The 14,517-nt window shown below is 65.3% G+C and carries 11 protein-coding genes; 9 read left to right on the forward strand and 2 right to left on the reverse strand.

Annotation, left to right across the window (positions count from 1 at the left end; translation table 11 throughout):
• The first annotated feature begins 168 nt into the window (after positions 1 to 168).
• The 4 genes from chvE to C3B61_RS04230 all read left to right on the forward strand — a co-directional run bounded on the left by chvE (position 169) and on the right by C3B61_RS04230 (position 5,805).
• Complete coding sequence (gene chvE, locus C3B61_RS04215) at positions 169 to 1,281, forward strand: multiple monosaccharide ABC transporter substrate-binding protein (RefSeq protein WP_279327055.1); 1,113 nt, start codon at positions 169 to 171, stop codon at positions 1,279 to 1,281.
• Positions 1,282 to 1,367: 86 nt separating this feature from the next.
• Positions 1,368 to 2,897: a multiple monosaccharide ABC transporter ATP-binding protein gene (gene mmsA, locus C3B61_RS04220; protein ID WP_088455059.1), complete on the forward strand. Its 1,530-nt coding sequence runs from the start codon at positions 1,368 to 1,370 to the stop codon at positions 2,895 to 2,897.
• 33 nt (positions 2,898 to 2,930) lie between these two features.
• Positions 2,931 to 4,172, forward strand: a complete 1,242-nt coding sequence (mmsB, locus tag C3B61_RS04225; protein WP_088455060.1) for a multiple monosaccharide ABC transporter permease — start codon at positions 2,931 to 2,933, stop codon at positions 4,170 to 4,172.
• A gap of 1,114 nt (positions 4,173 to 5,286) precedes the next feature.
• A complete protein-coding gene (locus C3B61_RS04230; RefSeq protein WP_133160231.1) occupies positions 5,287 to 5,805 on the forward strand; it encodes a hypothetical protein in 519 nt (172 codons plus the stop codon).
• Between the two features lie 241 nt (positions 5,806 to 6,046).
• Here C3B61_RS04230 and C3B61_RS04235 read toward each other — a convergent pair whose 3' ends face one another.
• Together C3B61_RS04235 and C3B61_RS04240 are read right to left on the reverse strand one after the other, a co-directional pair.
• Positions 6,047 to 7,060: a LacI family DNA-binding transcriptional regulator gene (locus C3B61_RS04235; protein WP_198416836.1), complete on the reverse strand. Its 1,014-nt coding sequence runs from the start codon at positions 7,058 to 7,060 to the stop codon at positions 6,047 to 6,049.
• Positions 7,061 to 7,211: 151 nt separating this feature from the next.
• Positions 7,212 to 8,747: a sugar ABC transporter ATP-binding protein gene (locus C3B61_RS04240; RefSeq protein WP_103459725.1), complete on the reverse strand. Its 1,536-nt coding sequence runs from the start codon at positions 8,745 to 8,747 to the stop codon at positions 7,212 to 7,214.
• Between the two features lie 338 nt (positions 8,748 to 9,085).
• Here C3B61_RS04240 and C3B61_RS04245 point away from each other — a divergent pair, with 338 nt between their 5' ends.
• The 5 genes from C3B61_RS04245 to nrdH all read left to right on the forward strand — a co-directional run bounded on the left by C3B61_RS04245 (position 9,086) and on the right by nrdH (position 14,469).
• Complete coding sequence (locus tag C3B61_RS04245) at positions 9,086 to 10,084, forward strand: ABC transporter substrate-binding protein (RefSeq protein WP_088455063.1); 999 nt, start codon at positions 9,086 to 9,088, stop codon at positions 10,082 to 10,084.
• A gap of 130 nt (positions 10,085 to 10,214) precedes the next feature.
• Positions 10,215 to 11,756: a sugar ABC transporter ATP-binding protein gene (locus C3B61_RS04250; RefSeq protein WP_103459668.1), complete on the forward strand. Its 1,542-nt coding sequence runs from the start codon at positions 10,215 to 10,217 to the stop codon at positions 11,754 to 11,756.
• A complete protein-coding gene (locus tag C3B61_RS04255) occupies positions 11,753 to 12,829 on the forward strand; it encodes an ABC transporter permease (RefSeq protein WP_088455065.1) in 1,077 nt (358 codons plus the stop codon). The genes C3B61_RS04250 and C3B61_RS04255 overlap by 4 nt, the downstream gene beginning before the upstream one ends.
• Complete coding sequence (locus tag C3B61_RS04260; RefSeq protein ID WP_103459669.1) at positions 12,826 to 13,851, forward strand: ABC transporter permease subunit; 1,026 nt, start codon at positions 12,826 to 12,828, stop codon at positions 13,849 to 13,851. The genes C3B61_RS04255 and C3B61_RS04260 overlap by 4 nt, the downstream gene beginning before the upstream one ends.
• Positions 13,852 to 14,235: 384 nt before the next feature.
• A complete protein-coding gene (nrdH, locus tag C3B61_RS04265; RefSeq protein ID WP_066592430.1) occupies positions 14,236 to 14,469 on the forward strand; it encodes a glutaredoxin-like protein NrdH in 234 nt (77 codons plus the stop codon).
• Positions 14,470 to 14,517: the final 48 nt, after the last annotated feature.

A 14,517-nucleotide genomic window follows, 5' to 3' on the forward strand; every position in this document is an offset into this window, starting at 1 on the left:
ACCGAGCTCCTCGTGATCGATGAAACCACCACCCTGCGGGACTTCTCCCGCGAGGTCCGATGGAACCAGGCGTACTACCGCCTGGCGCAAGGCCTGTAAATCACACACGCACCACTCTGTTTCACCCATTTGACATCAAAGTCGATTGAAAATACGAAAGGAACCACAGTGAAGAAGAAAGCTTTCCTCGCGACACTGGCAGCCGGAGCCATGGTTATGTCCCTGGCAGCCTGCTCCAGCGGCGGAGACTCTGGCGGCGGCGACGGCGGCCTCGTCGGCGTCGCAATGCCCACCAAGTCATCCGAGCGCTGGATCAACGACGGTAACGCCGTCAAGGAGCAGCTCGAAGCCGAGGGCTTCACCGTCGACCTGCAGTACGCAGAAGACGACATCCCCATGCAGGTCTCGCAGATCGAGAACATGATCACCAAGGGCGCCAAGGCCCTGATCGTCGCCTCGATCGACGGCACCACCCTCACCAGCGTGCTCCAGGACGCCGCAGACGCCGACATCCCCGTCATCGCCTACGACCGCCTGATCCGCGACACCGAGAACGTCAACTACTACGCCTCGTTCGACAACTTCAAGGTCGGCCAGCAGCAGGCCTGGTCGTTGCTGAACGGCCTCGGCCTGGTCGAGCTGGACGGAACGCCCATCGAGGGTGCACCGGCGGGCCCGTTCAACGTCGAGTTGTTTGCCGGTTCGCTGGACGACAACAACGCGTTCTTCTTCTACGACGGCGCGATGGATGTCCTCCAGCCGCTGATCGACGCCAAGACCATCGTGGTCAAGAGCGGCCAGACCGACATCGAGCAGGTTGCAACCCTGCGTTGGGACGGTGAAGAAGCACAGAGCCGCATGGAGAACATCCTGACGTCGACGTACTCCGACGGCAGCGTCGTCAACGGCGTGCTCTCCCCGTACGACGGCATCTCGCGAGGCATCATTTCTGCCCTCGAGGGCTCCGGCTACGCAGTGGGCCCGGAATGGCCCGCGATCTCCGGTCAGGACGCTGAGCTCGACTCGGTCAAGGCCATCGTCGCCGGTGAGCAGTACGGCACGATCTTCAAGGACACCCGCAAGCTGGCCGAGGTCGCCGTTTCGATGACCCTCGCCCTGCTCAACGGTGACGAGCCGGAGATCAACAACACCGAAGATTACAACAACGGTGTCAAGGTTGTGGATTCCTACCTCCTCGACTCCTCGATCGTGATCAAGGACAACATCACCGAAGAGCTGGTTGACACCGGCTACTGGACCCAGGCCGAGATCGACGGCTAAGAGTCACGTGTTAGTGACCGGCCGGCGGGGCCTCACAGCCCCGCCGGCCGGTCAGCACAAGGTATCGACCTAAGAAAGGAACGCACGTGACCACCAACATCCTCGAGATGCGCGGTATTACCAAGACCTTCCCCGGCGTCAAGGCGCTGCAGGACGTGACGCTCAACGTCGCTCGCGGCGAAGTTCACGCCATCTGCGGTGAGAACGGCGCGGGCAAGTCCACGCTGATGAAGGTGCTCAGCGGCGTTTACCCGCACGGCACCTACACCGGCGACATCGTCTTCGAAGACGAAGTCGTTGAATTCAAGGACATCAGGGACAGCGAAGCCAAGGGCATCGTCATCATTCACCAGGAACTCGCACTGAGTCCCTACCTCTCCATCGCGGAGAACATCTTCCTCAACAACGAACAACGCGGCGCCTTGGGCCTGATCGACTGGAACAAGACCAACACCGAGGCCGTGAAGCTCCTCGCCCGCGTGGGCCTGCGGGAGAACCCCACCACCAAGATCATGGACATCGGAGTCGGCAAGCAGCAGCTCGTGGAGATCGCCAAGGCGCTCTCCAAGCGGGTGAAGCTGCTCATCCTGGACGAGCCGACGGCCGCCCTCAACGACGAGGACTCCGACCACCTGCTCAACTTGATGCTGCACCTGAAGGGTCAGGGCATCACGTCGATCATCATCAGTCACAAGCTCAACGAGATCAAAAAGGTCTCCGACGCCGTCACGGTCATCCGCGATGGCAAGGCCATCGAGACGATTGACAAGGTCGACGTGACCGAAGACCGCATCATCAAGGACATGGTCGGCCGCGATCTCGAGCACCGTTACCCGGACCACACGCCGAACATCGGCGAGGAAATCCTGCGGGTCGAGGACTGGACCGCGCACCACCCCCAGGACCCGACCAGGGTCATGGTCGACAACGTCAACCTGAACGTGCGGCGTGGCGAGATCGTGGGTATCGCCGGGCTCATGGGAGCCGGACGCACCGAGTTCGCGATGAGCCTGTTCGGCCGCACCTACGGCAGCCGCATCACCGGCAAGGTGTTCAAGGCCGGCAAGGAGATCAAGACTCGCACGGTCACCGAGGCGATCGACAACGGCATCGCCTACGCCACCGAGGACCGCAAGACTTACGGCCTCAACCTCATCGAAGACATCAAGCGCAACATCTCGATGGCCTCGCTGGGCAAGCTCGTCAAGGGCGGACTGGTCGATGACAACGAAGAATTCAAGGTTGCCAACGAGTACCGCACGAGCATGAACATCAAGGCACCGACGGTGCTGGCCAAAACCGGGAAACTCTCCGGCGGCAACCAGCAGAAGGTCGTGCTGTCGAAGTGGATCTACTCGAATCCCGACGTGCTGATCCTGGATGAGCCCACCCGCGGCATCGATGTTGGCGCCAAGTACGAGATCTACGCGATCATCAACGCCCTCGCTGCACAGGGCAAGGGCGTGATCGTGATCTCGTCGGAGCTGCCGGAACTGATCGGCATCTGCGACCGCATCTACACCCTGTCCGAGGGGCGCATCACGGGAGAATTCCCGATCGATGCGGCCACCCCGGAGACCCTCATCAAGCACATGACCATGGAAAAGGCCCGTTAGCGTCGGCGCTATCGGAATAGGAGAAACGTCAAAATGAGTGATCTCGAAACCAAGCCGGCGAGCAACACGCCCGAAGGTGCACAAGTCAATCCCAGCAACTCCAAAGCGGCGGCCTGGTTCAGCCATGTCATCGCCGACCTCGGCAAGAACGGCATCTTCGTCGCACTGATCGTGGTGGTTGTGCTGTTCAGCTTCCTGACCGACGGCATCCTGCTGCGGCCGCAGAACATCTCGAACCTGATCGTGCAGAACGGGTACATCCTCGTTCTCGCAGTCGGCATGGTGATGGTCATCATCGCCGGCCACATCGACCTGTCGGTCGGTTCGGTCGCCGCCTTCGTCGGTGCCGTGTCCGGCGTGTTCGCCGTGACCTGGGGACTGCCCTGGTGGCTGTCGATCATCCTGTCGCTCCTGGTCGGTGCCCTGGTGGGCGTCTGGCAGGGCTTCTGGATCGCGTTCGTGGGCATCCCCGCCTTCATCGTGACCTTGGCCGGCATGCTCATCTTCCGTGGCCTCGCCCTCGTGGTGCTCGGCAACGCGAACATCGGTTCGTTCCCGGCCGAATACCGCGCACTCGGTAACGGCTTCCTCACCGATCTCTTCGGCGAGTTCGAGCTGGACCCGCTCACCCTGGGTGTCGCCGCACTGGCGATCATCGCCCTGATCGTGCAGCAGGTGCGCACCCGCAAGGGCCGCGCGGCCTACGGCCAGGAGGTCGAGCCGCTGGTTTGGTTCGTCGTCAAGCTCGTGCTCATCACCGCCGCCATCGCCATGTTCGCCTACGCCCTCGCCTCCTACAAGGGCATCCCGGTCACCCTGATCGTGCTGGCCGTGCTGATCCTGGTCTACGGCATCATCATGAACCGCAGCGTGTTCGGTCGTCACATCTACGCGATCGGTGGCAACCTGCACGCCGCTGAGCTGTCGGGTGTCAAGACCCGCAACGTGACGTTCTGGCTGTTCGTGAACATGGGCGTGCTCGCTGCCCTCGCCGGCCTGATCTTCACCGCTCGCCTCAACCTGGCCGGCCCGAAGGCAGGTGACGGTTTCGAGCTCGAAGCCATCTCCGCCGCCTTCATCGGTGGCGCGGCCGTGCAGGGTGGTGTCGGCACCATCGGTGGCGCCATCATCGGTGGTCTGATCATCGGTGTTCTGAACAACGGCATGTCGATCATGGGTATCGGCATCGAGTGGCAGCAGGCCGTGAAGGGCCTCGTGCTCCTCCTCGCCGTCGCCTTCGACGTCTACAACAAGCGTCGCTCCGGCGGCCGCTAGGCACCACGCTCCATCCGGCCGCCGGCCCCGCCTCCACCACGGATGCGGGGCCGGCGGTCTTTGTGTGCCCGCTCGTGGCTCGCGTTATGCCCGCGGCCCACGTCGCGGTCCACGTCGCGGTACACGTCGCGGTCCGACGTGTGCCCCGCGGCACACGTTGTGCGCTGCGGCACGCTTCCTGCGCGGCGGCAGGCGCTAGAACCAATGCCGCCGGGGCTAACACGTGCCGCGGGGGCCAAGGCGTGCCGCCGGGAGCCTCTCGGCCTGGCACAGATGCGCGGCCGGCGGCCTTTGTTGCCCGCCGCCCGCGCATGTCTCCAGGGCGCGGCTCGCTTCATGCGCCGCGGCCCGCCTTGTGCCCCGCGGCCCGCCTTGTGCGCCGCGGAACACATTACGCGCGGCGGCCCACGTTAGGACTAGTGCCGCCGGAGCTAAGGCGTGCGGCCGGGAGCCTTTCGGTCCGACGCGGGCGCGGGTGCGCTGCTCCTCCACAGGGTACGGCTCGGGCGATTGCTCAACCGGACCGGGTCAGTATCGTGCGCCAGCGGGTCGAAGAGGGACGCTGCCGTATGGCCAATCTCCAGTCCCCGTTATCCAACCCTTCGTCCGCCGAACGCACAGCCGACGCCGCGCGCCACCGCCAAACCCTCCGGCTCGCCGAAGTCGTGAGCACTCGGTACGGCGGGCTGCTCCCGTCTGGTGCCCTGCGAGAGGTCGGAGTGTCAGCGCGCGCACTCCAGACGCTGTGCGTGAGGGGTGCGCTCCAGAGTGTCCGTCGCGGTGTGTACGTGACGGGCGAGCGCTGGCGCGCCGCTGATGTCGATGAGCGGTACCGCCTGATGGTGCGCGCGACCGTTCTGGCATCGGGGCGCCGGCCCGTTTTGTCGCATCAATCTGCGGGCATCCTGCACGGCTTTCCCACCATCGGGAGCTGGCCCGCGACGGTGCATATCAGCACCCCTGACGCTGTCGGAGGCAGCAGCACACGGTTCATAACCAGTCACCGTGGGCCGGCTCCGGACTCAGTGCAGGAGATCGACGGATGCCAGGTCACTTCTATTGCGCGCACCCTGGTGGATGTGGCCGCCTCGTCACCCTTTCTGTGGGTGTCACGATGGTGGACCACGCGCTGCGGGTTGAGCAGGAACGCGCCGAACGGGAGCGGCGCGGAGAGGTGCCGATCCGACCGGCGCTGACGAGGGGTGACCTCTACCGCGAGCTCGCGCTGGTGAACCCGCGAACCGGTCGGCGCCGCGCCGAGCGGGTGATCGCTTTCACGAACCCGCTGGCGGCAAACCCGGGGGAGACCCTGAGCAGGGTGCGGATCTTTCAGCTCGGCTTTGAGGCGCCGGAGCTGCAGGTCTGCTTTCCCGACATCCTCGGCGGCAACGCTTGGGTGGACTTCTTCTGGCGCCGGGTGCGCAAGATCGGCGAATTCGACGGGTTCCTCAAGTACGGCACCGGGCCCGTGCTCGGCAATCGCGACCCGAGTTCGGTGGTGTGGCAGGAGAAACAGCGAGAGGATGCGTTACGCGCCCAGGTGAACAGTTTCGACCGGTGGGGCTGGGATCTTGCTCTCTCACCCACCCGGTTCCACGCCTTCCTCACCGAGCGGGGAGTGCCCCGCGCCTGAGTGAATGGCACGCCGAACGGGGCGCATTCGTCTCGCGGCGCGGGCTAGGCGCGGTGGCACGCGGTGTATCCCGGGCCGCCGGGGCGAAGACGGGCCGCCGGGGCGGAAACGGGCCGCCGGGGCGGAAACGGGCCGCCGGGGCGAAGACGGGCCGCCGGGGCGGAGACGGGCCGCCGGGGCGGAGACGGGCCGCCGGGGCGATGTCGCGCCGCCCGGGGGAAGGGCGGGCCGCAGGGGAGGCTCAGCCCTCGGCGTCGAGGCGGCGCGTGGAGGCGCGTTCGATGAGGGCGGGAACGGACGCCGGAAGCGGGGAACCGTCACCGTTGATGCGGCCGAGCAACACGCTGAGCATGTCCCGTCCGATGTGCTCGAAATCCTGGCGCACGGTGGTGAGCGGGGGCGACAGGTGCTCTGCCTCGGGCACGTCGTCGAACCCGACGATGCTGACGTCGCGGGGAACCGACCGTCCCCGATCGGACAGGGCGTGCATCAGCCCCACCGCCATCTGGTCGTTCGACGCGAAGATCGCCGTGAGCCCCTCGAGGTCGCAGGCCATGCCGAAGGTGTAGCCCGCGGACGGCGACCAGTCGCCGATGCCGATGCGGCGCGCCTGCAGGCCGCGGGAGGCCAGCTCGTCGCGCCACCCGCGCTCCCGCTCCTTGGCGTCGATCGAGTCGCTCGGCCCGGCCAGGTGGGCGATGTTGCGGTGACCGAGCCCGGCCAGATAGGCCACCGCGGTGCGGGCGCCGCTGTACTGGTTGGCCCCGACCGTGGTGATACCGGTGCGGGCCGTTGCCTCAAGCGCCACCACGGGGATGGCCAGCTCCATGCCGGCGACGACGTCGACGACGCCCTGGCGGCTCGTGATCACGGCGATACCTTCGACGTTCTGCCGGAGGAACGCTTCGACGACGGCCCGGATCGCCGACGGCTCGGTGTCGATCAGGCTGGCCGTGAAGACCGACCAGGATGCCTTCCGCGCGGCAGCGTTGAAGTAGAGCTGGGTGGACGCCGGTCCGAACTCGGGTGTGCCCGTGGCGATCAGCCCGATGGTGCGCGACCGCCGGGTCACGAGCGCCCGAGCGGCGGGGGAGGGCACGTAGCGCAGCTTCTTGATGGCCTCCTCGACCCGAACCCGGGTGGACGGCCGCACATTGGGCAGGTCGTTGAGCACCCGGGAGACTGTCTGGTGCGATACCCCGGCGAGACGCGCGACGTCGAAGATCGTCGCTTGGCGGGGAGTTTCCTCTCTCACGGCGATACCTTTCCCTGCGGGTGACGGGGCCCCAACTCTCCGCGGTCGATCGTCACACGGAGCATCCGGCCAGCCCACATAGTGCAGGGTTGTGTCACCGATTCTAGACGAGTGCCCTGACCGGCCAGTGCCAGGAGCCCGAGGGCCCCGGTCACCGCTCGGCCCCCCGACGCTGGTCGTCGTCATCGTCGGCACCGTCGGCGATGACGGTGAGCAGCCGCTCGACGGTCAGGTCGTGGTTGCGGATGTCGGCGACCTTCTTCCGGTCGCGCAGGATCGCCACCCGGTTGCTGATGCGCAGCACCTCTTCGAGTTCGGCCGAAATGAAAACCACGGCGAGACCGTTCTCGGCCAGATCGGTGACCAGATTCTGGATCTCGGCCTTGGCGCCGATGTCGATGCCCCTGGTGGGCTCGTCCAGAATCAGCAGGCGGGGCGCTATGGCCAACCAGCGGGCGAGAAGCAGCTTCTGCTGGTTGCCCCCGGAGAGGTGCCGCACGAGCGCATCCGGGTTCGGCGGGCGAATGTTCAGAGCCTGGATGTAGCTGGCGGCGAGCTCGTCCTGTCGTTTTCGGGAGATCCGACGGAACCAGCCCAGGTCGGCCTGCAGGGCCAGCGCGATGTTGTCGCGAACGGTCAGGTCCCCGATGATGCCCTCGGCGCGGCGGTCCTCCGAGGCGTAGGCGATACGGTGTTTCAGCGCATCGCGGGGGCCCCGGAACTTGTGCACGACACCGTCGACCGACACGCCGCCGCTGTCCGGCCGGTCGATGCCCGCCAGCAGTCGCGCCAGCTCGGTGCGGCCGGAGCCGAGCAGACCGGCCATGCCGACGATTTCGCCCTCGTAGACGGCCAGGTCGATAGGTGCCAGAGCGCCGTCGCGGCCGAGGCCGATGGCGCTCACCAGTGGCCGTTCACCGCCGAGGGCTTCCTCGACCTCCCGCTCACTCGTGCGATGCTGCATCTCGGAGAGAACCGACATCCCGGCGCCGACCATCTTCTGCACGAGGTCGATCCGCAGCAGCTCGTCCGTGAGGTATTCGCCGACGAGTTGGCCGTCGCGCAGCACGGTGAGCCGGTCGGAGATCTCGTAGACCTGCTCGAGGAAGTGCGAGATGAACAGGATGGCGACCCCGGACTCCTTGAGGTGGGCGATCACCCTGAACAGCTCCGTCACCTCGTCGGTATCCAGGCTCGAGGTGGGTTCGTCGAGAATCAACACCTTGGGTTGCACGGCAACGGCCCTGGTGATGGCGATGAGCTGTTGCACGGCGAGTGAGTGGTCCGCGAGGATGGACGCCGGGTCGATGTCGAGGTTCATTCCCCGGAGGAGCTCGCCGGCGTGCCGTCGTGTTGCCGGCCAGTCGATGCCGCCCCACGGACGGCGGGACTCGTGCCCGAGCAAGATGTTCTCGGCAACGCTGAGGTTGGGCAGGAGGTTGATCTCCTGGTACACGGTGCTCACGCCGGACCGTTGCGCGTCGGCCGGGCTGGTGAAGGCCACGCTGACCCCATCGACCTCGATCCGCCCGCCGTCGATGCGGTACACACCCGTCAGCGCCTTGATCAGGGTGCTCTTGCCCGCGCCGTTCTCGCCCAGTAGCGAGTGGACCTCCCCGGGGAACAGCCTGAAGTCCACGGAATCCAACGCCGTGACGCCCGGGAACGTGACGGTGACGCCGGTCATCACCACGATCGGTTCGGCTTCGATTCTGTGCACCTCGCGAACCTCCTCGTCCCCCTGAATGTTAGGGTTCACAACTCGTTCGGCGCAACAGGCGCCCCGCAGGGCTGCATCCCAGTGAAAAGCCCTTGACAACACCGGCAAAACGCGGATAGCCTCCGAAAAGAGCGATTGTGAAGGCTAACAATTGATCCCGACGACGAAGTCAGAAACTATCAAGCAGCTGGCTAGTAGCGAATTGTTAGCGATCACACATCGTCCAAGGCACCGCAGTCGTTCATTGAACACATTCATACTGCTGGCACGACGCTCGTGCCCGCAGATCTCAAGGAGGAGATCACATGGCACCCACATCACGGTTCCGAGCGTTCACGGGTTTGGCCCTGGCCGGAACACTGGCTCTCAGTCTGGTCGCCTGCTCGTCGGGGTCGGACGAACCGGCCGCATCCGGTGACGACAGCGGCGAGCTCACCACCGTCGGATTTGTCGCCGTCGGACCTGAGGGAGGCTGGCGCACCGCGAACGAGCAGAACATTCAGGATGCGTTCTCCACCGAGAACGGGTTCGACCTGAAGTATGCCCCGTCCAGCAACGGCGACCAGAACTCCCAGATCACCGCGTTCACCTCGTTCATCGACGAGGGCGTAGACGCGATCCTGCTCTCCGCCACCGAGGCAACGGGCTGGGAAGACGTGCTCGAGCGGGCACAGGAGGCCGAGATTCCGGTGGTGCTGCTTGACCGCGGCATCGAGCCGAACGATGAAAGCCTCTACACGAGCCGGATCGCTCCGGACAACGTGGGCATCAGCGCCTCGGCCGCCGAATGGGCCAACGAGCAGTTCCCGGATGGCGCCAACTACGTCGTCCTCGAAGGCCCGCCCGGACTCTCGGTGGTGAACGACCGCAACAAGGGATGGGACGAGGCCGTCGCCGACAACCTGACCAAGCTCGAGAGCCAGTCGGCGAACTGGTCCACCGAAGAGGCCAAGAGCGTCTTCGAGACCATGCTCAAGGCCAATGGCAACGACATCCAGCTCGTCTTCGCCCAGAACGACGAAATGGGCCTGGGCGCCGCTCTCGCGGTGGAGGAGGCCGGACTCACCCCCGGCACCGACGTGAAGATCATCACCATCGACGGCACGCAGGCCGCCCTCGAAGCCCTTGCGGCCGGCCGGCTCAGCTTCGTGGCCGAATACAACCCGCTCTTCGGAGAGGACGCCATCGAGGTCGTCAACGCGGCCCTGGCCGGCGAGGACGTCGAGTCCAGCATCGTCGTGCCGAGCACGACATTCGATTCGCCCGAGGCGGCCACCGCGGCCCTGCCCGACCGCCAGTACTGACCGGCAGCACGACCCGAACGTGTTCGTTCCTGCGGCCCATCCGGCCGCAGGAACGAACACCCCCTTCGTGGCAGGTTCGCCACGCCACTCAACTTTCGAGGCCGACACACCGGCAGGACCAGGCAGAGACATGGCAGCGACAGCGCCGGCAGTGACAGAGCCGATCGTCGAGATGGAGAACATCTCGATCGAGTTCCCGGGGGTCAAGGCTCTCCAGAACGTGAACTTCCGACTCTTCCCTGGCGAAGTGCACACCCTGATGGGCGAGAACGGGGCGGGCAAATCCACCCTCATCAAGGCGCTCACCGGTGTGTACAAGATCGACTCCGGCACCATCACCGTCGGCGGCCTTTCGCGGCGGTTCGCGGGCACCGCGGATGCGCAGAGCGCCGGCATCTCCACCGTCTACCAGGAGGTCAACCTCTGCGACAACCTCACGGTGGGGGAGAACGTGATGCTCGGCCACGAGGTACGCGGGCCGATCGGCATCAACTGGCGCAAGACCCACGAGGCGGCCCACGAGGCCCTCATCCGGTTGGGCCTGGGCGACCTCGACCCCAGACAACCGCTCTCCAGCATCTCGCTCGCCCTGCAGCAGCTGGTCGCGATCAGCCGCGCGATGGTCACCGACTCCACGGTCCTGATCCTGGACGAACCGACCTCCAGCCTGGACGCGAACGAGGTTGAGGGCCTGTTCACGGTCATCCGCCGCCTGCGCGACGAGGGTGTTGCCATCCTCTTCGTCTCGCACTTCCTCGACCAGGTGTACGCGATCAGCGACCGGCTCACCGTGCTGCGGAACGGCGTCGTGGTCGGCGAACACCAGACAGCTGCGCTGCCGCGCAACCAGCTCATCTCCGAGATGATCGGCAAGGACGTGGACACCCTCAACTCCCTGGGTTCCCAGCGATCCCGGGCCGTGCACTCGGGCGGCGCGCCCTATTACAGCGCGAAAGACCTGACCCGCAAGGGCTCCATCGAACCCGTGGACATCGAGGTGCACGCCGGCGAAGTGGTGGGCCTGGCCGGATTGCTCGGTTCCGGCCGCACCGAGCTCGGCCGGCTCATCTACGGTGCCGACAAACCCGATGCCGGCATCGTGACCATCGACGGGAAAACCACCGAGGTCACCAGCCCGGTCGGCGCCCTGGCGCGCAAGATCGCCTTCTCCACCGAAAACCGGCGCGACGAGGGAATCGTCGGCGACCTCACGGTGCGGGAGAACCTGGTGCTGGCCGTGCAGGCCCGCCGCGGCTGGGCCCGGCCGCTGTCCCGCCGGGAACAGGCCGCGATCTGCGACAAGTACCTGGTGGAGCTGAACGTGCGACCCGCCGACCCGGAGCGGGCCGTGCGGGATCTGTCCGGCGGCAACCAGCAGAAAGTCCTGCTCGGCCGCTGGTTGGCCACCCAGCCGGAGCTGCTGATCCTCGACGAACCGACCCGCGGAATCGATGTGGGGGCCAAGGCGGAGATTCAGGAGACAATTGTGGCGCTCGCCGATGACGGCATGTCGGTGATCTTCATTTCGTCTGAATTGGAGGAAGTCGTGCGCCTCAGTGAGCGCATCATCGTGCTGAAAGACCGGCGCAAGATCGGCGAGATCGTCAACGGACCCGACGTGACCGCCGAAGCCATCGTCGATCTCATCGCTTCAGAAGGGAGCGGCGCATGAGCACCCCCGTCGCACGTCCGTCCGCAGCCATCCGCGTCATCACCGGGCTGTTCCACCAACCGTACGTCTGGGCGATCGTGGCCCTGCTTCTGTTGCTCGTGGTCAATCTCACTAAGAACCCCGCCTACCTCGGGGTGTCGGTCAACGCCGCCACCGGCAACCTCTCGGGCAACGTCATCGACATCCTGCGCGCGAGCGCGCCGATCATGATGATCGCGGTCGGCATGACCCTGGTCATCGCCACCCGCGGCATCGACCTGTCGGTCGGCTCGGTGATGGCTGTGGCCGGTGCCGTCTCAATGGAATTCATGCGTAACACCGGCACCGGATCGTTCGGCACCGCGGTGGTGGCCGTGCTCCTGGCGCTGGGAATCAGCGCGCTGCTCGGCACCCTCAACGGCATCCTGGTCTCGATCGTGGGCCTGCAACCCTTCATCACGACCCTGGTGATGATGCTCGCCGGCCGCGGCCTGGCCAAGGTGATCACCTCGGGCCAGAACACCTCGGCGACGAACGAGACCTTCCGTTGGATTGCCAACGGCACCTTCCTCGGCTTTCCCGTCGTGTTTGTCATCGCGGTGCTGATCGTGGCGGTCCTGGCCGCCCTGGTGCGCCGCACCGCGCTCGGCCTGATGATCGAATCCATCGGCATCAACCCCAAGGCCGCCCGGATGGCCGGGATCCGCCCCGTCGGCATCCTCATCTCCGTCTACATAGTGAGCGCAGTGCTCGCCGGCGTGGCCGGGATCTTCAGCACTGCCAGCGTCATGACGGTGGAGGTGGCGAAAACGGGTATGACCGCCGAAATGGATGCGATCCTCGCCGTGGTCATCGGCGGGACCTCGCTGGCCGGAGGCAAATTCTCGCTCACCGGCAGCATCATCGGGGCGCTGCTGATCGCGACACTCGACAAGACCATCGTCTACATGTCCATCCCCTCGTCGGCGACGCCGGCCTTCAAGGCCGTCGTCATCGTGATCATCTGCCTCCTGCAGTCACCCAGGGTGCGCTCGATGTTCAACCGGCGCAGAACCCGCGTCATCATCACGGATAAGGAAACGGTGCCGGTATGAGCATCACCGAGCTCGATCGGCCGGCCGCACCCTCGCTGCTGTCGCGAATGAAGCCGAACCTGGAAACCCTGCCGACCCTGGCCGCCGTGGCGATCTTCATCGCCATGCTGATCTACGGCGAGGTCGCCTACGGGCGGATTGTGCAGTTCAGCACGATCTCGAACCTGCTGATCAACAACGCGTATCTGATCATCCTGGCGGTGGGCCTGACCTTCGTCATCCTCACCGGCGGGATCGACCTGTCGGTCGGAGCGGTGATCGCCATCAGCAGCCTGGTCGGGGTGATGCTGGCCAACGCCGGCTGGAATCCGCTCATCGTGATCGTGCTGATGATCCTGATCGGCTCGGTCTTCGGCGTCGCCTCCGGGGTGCTGATCCAGTACTTCAACGTGCAACCCTTCATCGCGACCCTCGCGATGATGTTCCTCGCCCGCGGCCTCGCGTCCATCCTCAGCACCACCCCGCAGCGGCTGGACGACGACTCGGTGATCCGCAGCCTGTCCACGCAGTGGAAGGTCTACGACGGACCCAAGATCGACGACCTCGTGACAACCCCCAACGTGCTCATCGCCGCCCTCGTCGTCATCGTGGCGTTCTTCATGCTGCACCGCACCCGATTCGGTCGCACGGTCTACGCGATCGGCGGTTCGGAACAGTCGGCGTTGCTGATGGGACTGCCGGTGGTGCGCACGAAACTGTTGATCTACGTGATCAGCGGCACCCTCGCGGGACTGGCCGCCGTGGTGTACACCTCGAAGCTCGGCATCGCGCAGAACATCACCGGGGTGGGTTGGGAGCTGGACGCCATCGCCGCCGTCATCATCGGTGGGACGCTGCTCACCGGCGGTGCCGGCTTTGTGCTCGGTTCCGTGATCGGCGCGCTGGTTCTCGGGCTGATGAACGTGCTCATCACCCGCGACGGCGGCATCCCGCCGGAGGCCACCACGATCATCACCGGCGGCATTCTCCTCGCCTTCGTGCTGCTGCAGCGATTCGTCGTCTCGCGCAAGCGCAAATCCTGAGCCCCGGAAGGGGGACGGATCCGCCGACCGGGCGATCGACGCGCCCGGAGGCGGATTCCACAGGGCAAAATCATGTCCCCGCTCGACCTGTGGATAACTTCGGGTCCGACCGCGTATTCCTGCGGTCTTCTGTGGTGGCGCCCTGTTGACAACCGGTGGAATGTCGGTGGATAAGTACATAATTGTAATTCCCGCATGTAGTGGCTGTTCCCATTGGCAATCACTAGATGTAGTATTGAAGTCCAAGCAATCGCACAACGCTTAAAAAGAACTTCGCACTTTACGGGTGCATTTCCACCACATTTCCACTACGTCTTCACCACGGATTTCGCACAGCTTTGCCTATGGTCCGAAACGACGAGAACGATACGAGAGGCCTCTTCGATGGCAATCACCGTCTACACCAAGCCGTCCTGCGTGCAGTGCACCGCGACCTACCGTGCCCTGGACAACAAGGGCATCGAGTACAACATCCTCGACCTGTCAGCCGACGAGAACGCACTCGAGGCCGTCAAGGCGCTCGGCTACCTGCAGGCGCCCGTCGTCATCACCGATGAGGACCACTGGTCGGGCTTCCGCCCCGACAAGATCAACGAGCTCGCCGCGCGCCTGGCGTAACCAGCGCTGCGCCTGGGGGGCGCCGACCGTTCAACTCGCACGAAAAGG

The organism is Cryobacterium zongtaii (assembly GCF_002909375.1).
Classification (GTDB): Bacteria; Actinomycetota; Actinomycetes; order Actinomycetales; family Microbacteriaceae; genus Cryobacterium; species Cryobacterium zongtaii.

Bases quoted from the DNA above. Each gene is read 5' to 3' on its own strand.
- C3B61_RS04250 (WP_103459668.1), top strand. From the start codon at position 10,215: ATGGCAGCGACAGCGCCGGCAGTGACAGAGCCGATCGTCGAGATGGAG.
- C3B61_RS04260 (WP_103459669.1), top strand. From the start codon at position 12,826: ATGAGCATCACCGAGCTCGATCGGCCGGCCGCACCCTCGCTGCTGTCG.
- mmsB (WP_088455060.1), top strand. From the start codon at position 2,931: ATGAGTGATCTCGAAACCAAGCCGGCGAGCAACACGCCCGAAGGTGCA.
- C3B61_RS04255 (WP_088455065.1), top strand. From the start codon at position 11,753: ATGAGCACCCCCGTCGCACGTCCGTCCGCAGCCATCCGCGTCATCACC.
- C3B61_RS04230 (WP_133160231.1), top strand. From the start codon at position 5,287: ATGGTGGACCACGCGCTGCGGGTTGAGCAGGAACGCGCCGAACGGGAG.
- C3B61_RS04240 (WP_103459725.1), bottom strand. From the start codon at position 8,747: ATGACCGGCGTCACCGTCACGTTCCCGGGCGTCACGGCGTTGGATTCC.
- nrdH (WP_066592430.1), top strand. From the start codon at position 14,236: ATGGCAATCACCGTCTACACCAAGCCGTCCTGCGTGCAGTGCACCGCG.
- C3B61_RS04245 (WP_088455063.1), top strand. From the start codon at position 9,086: ATGGCACCCACATCACGGTTCCGAGCGTTCACGGGTTTGGCCCTGGCC.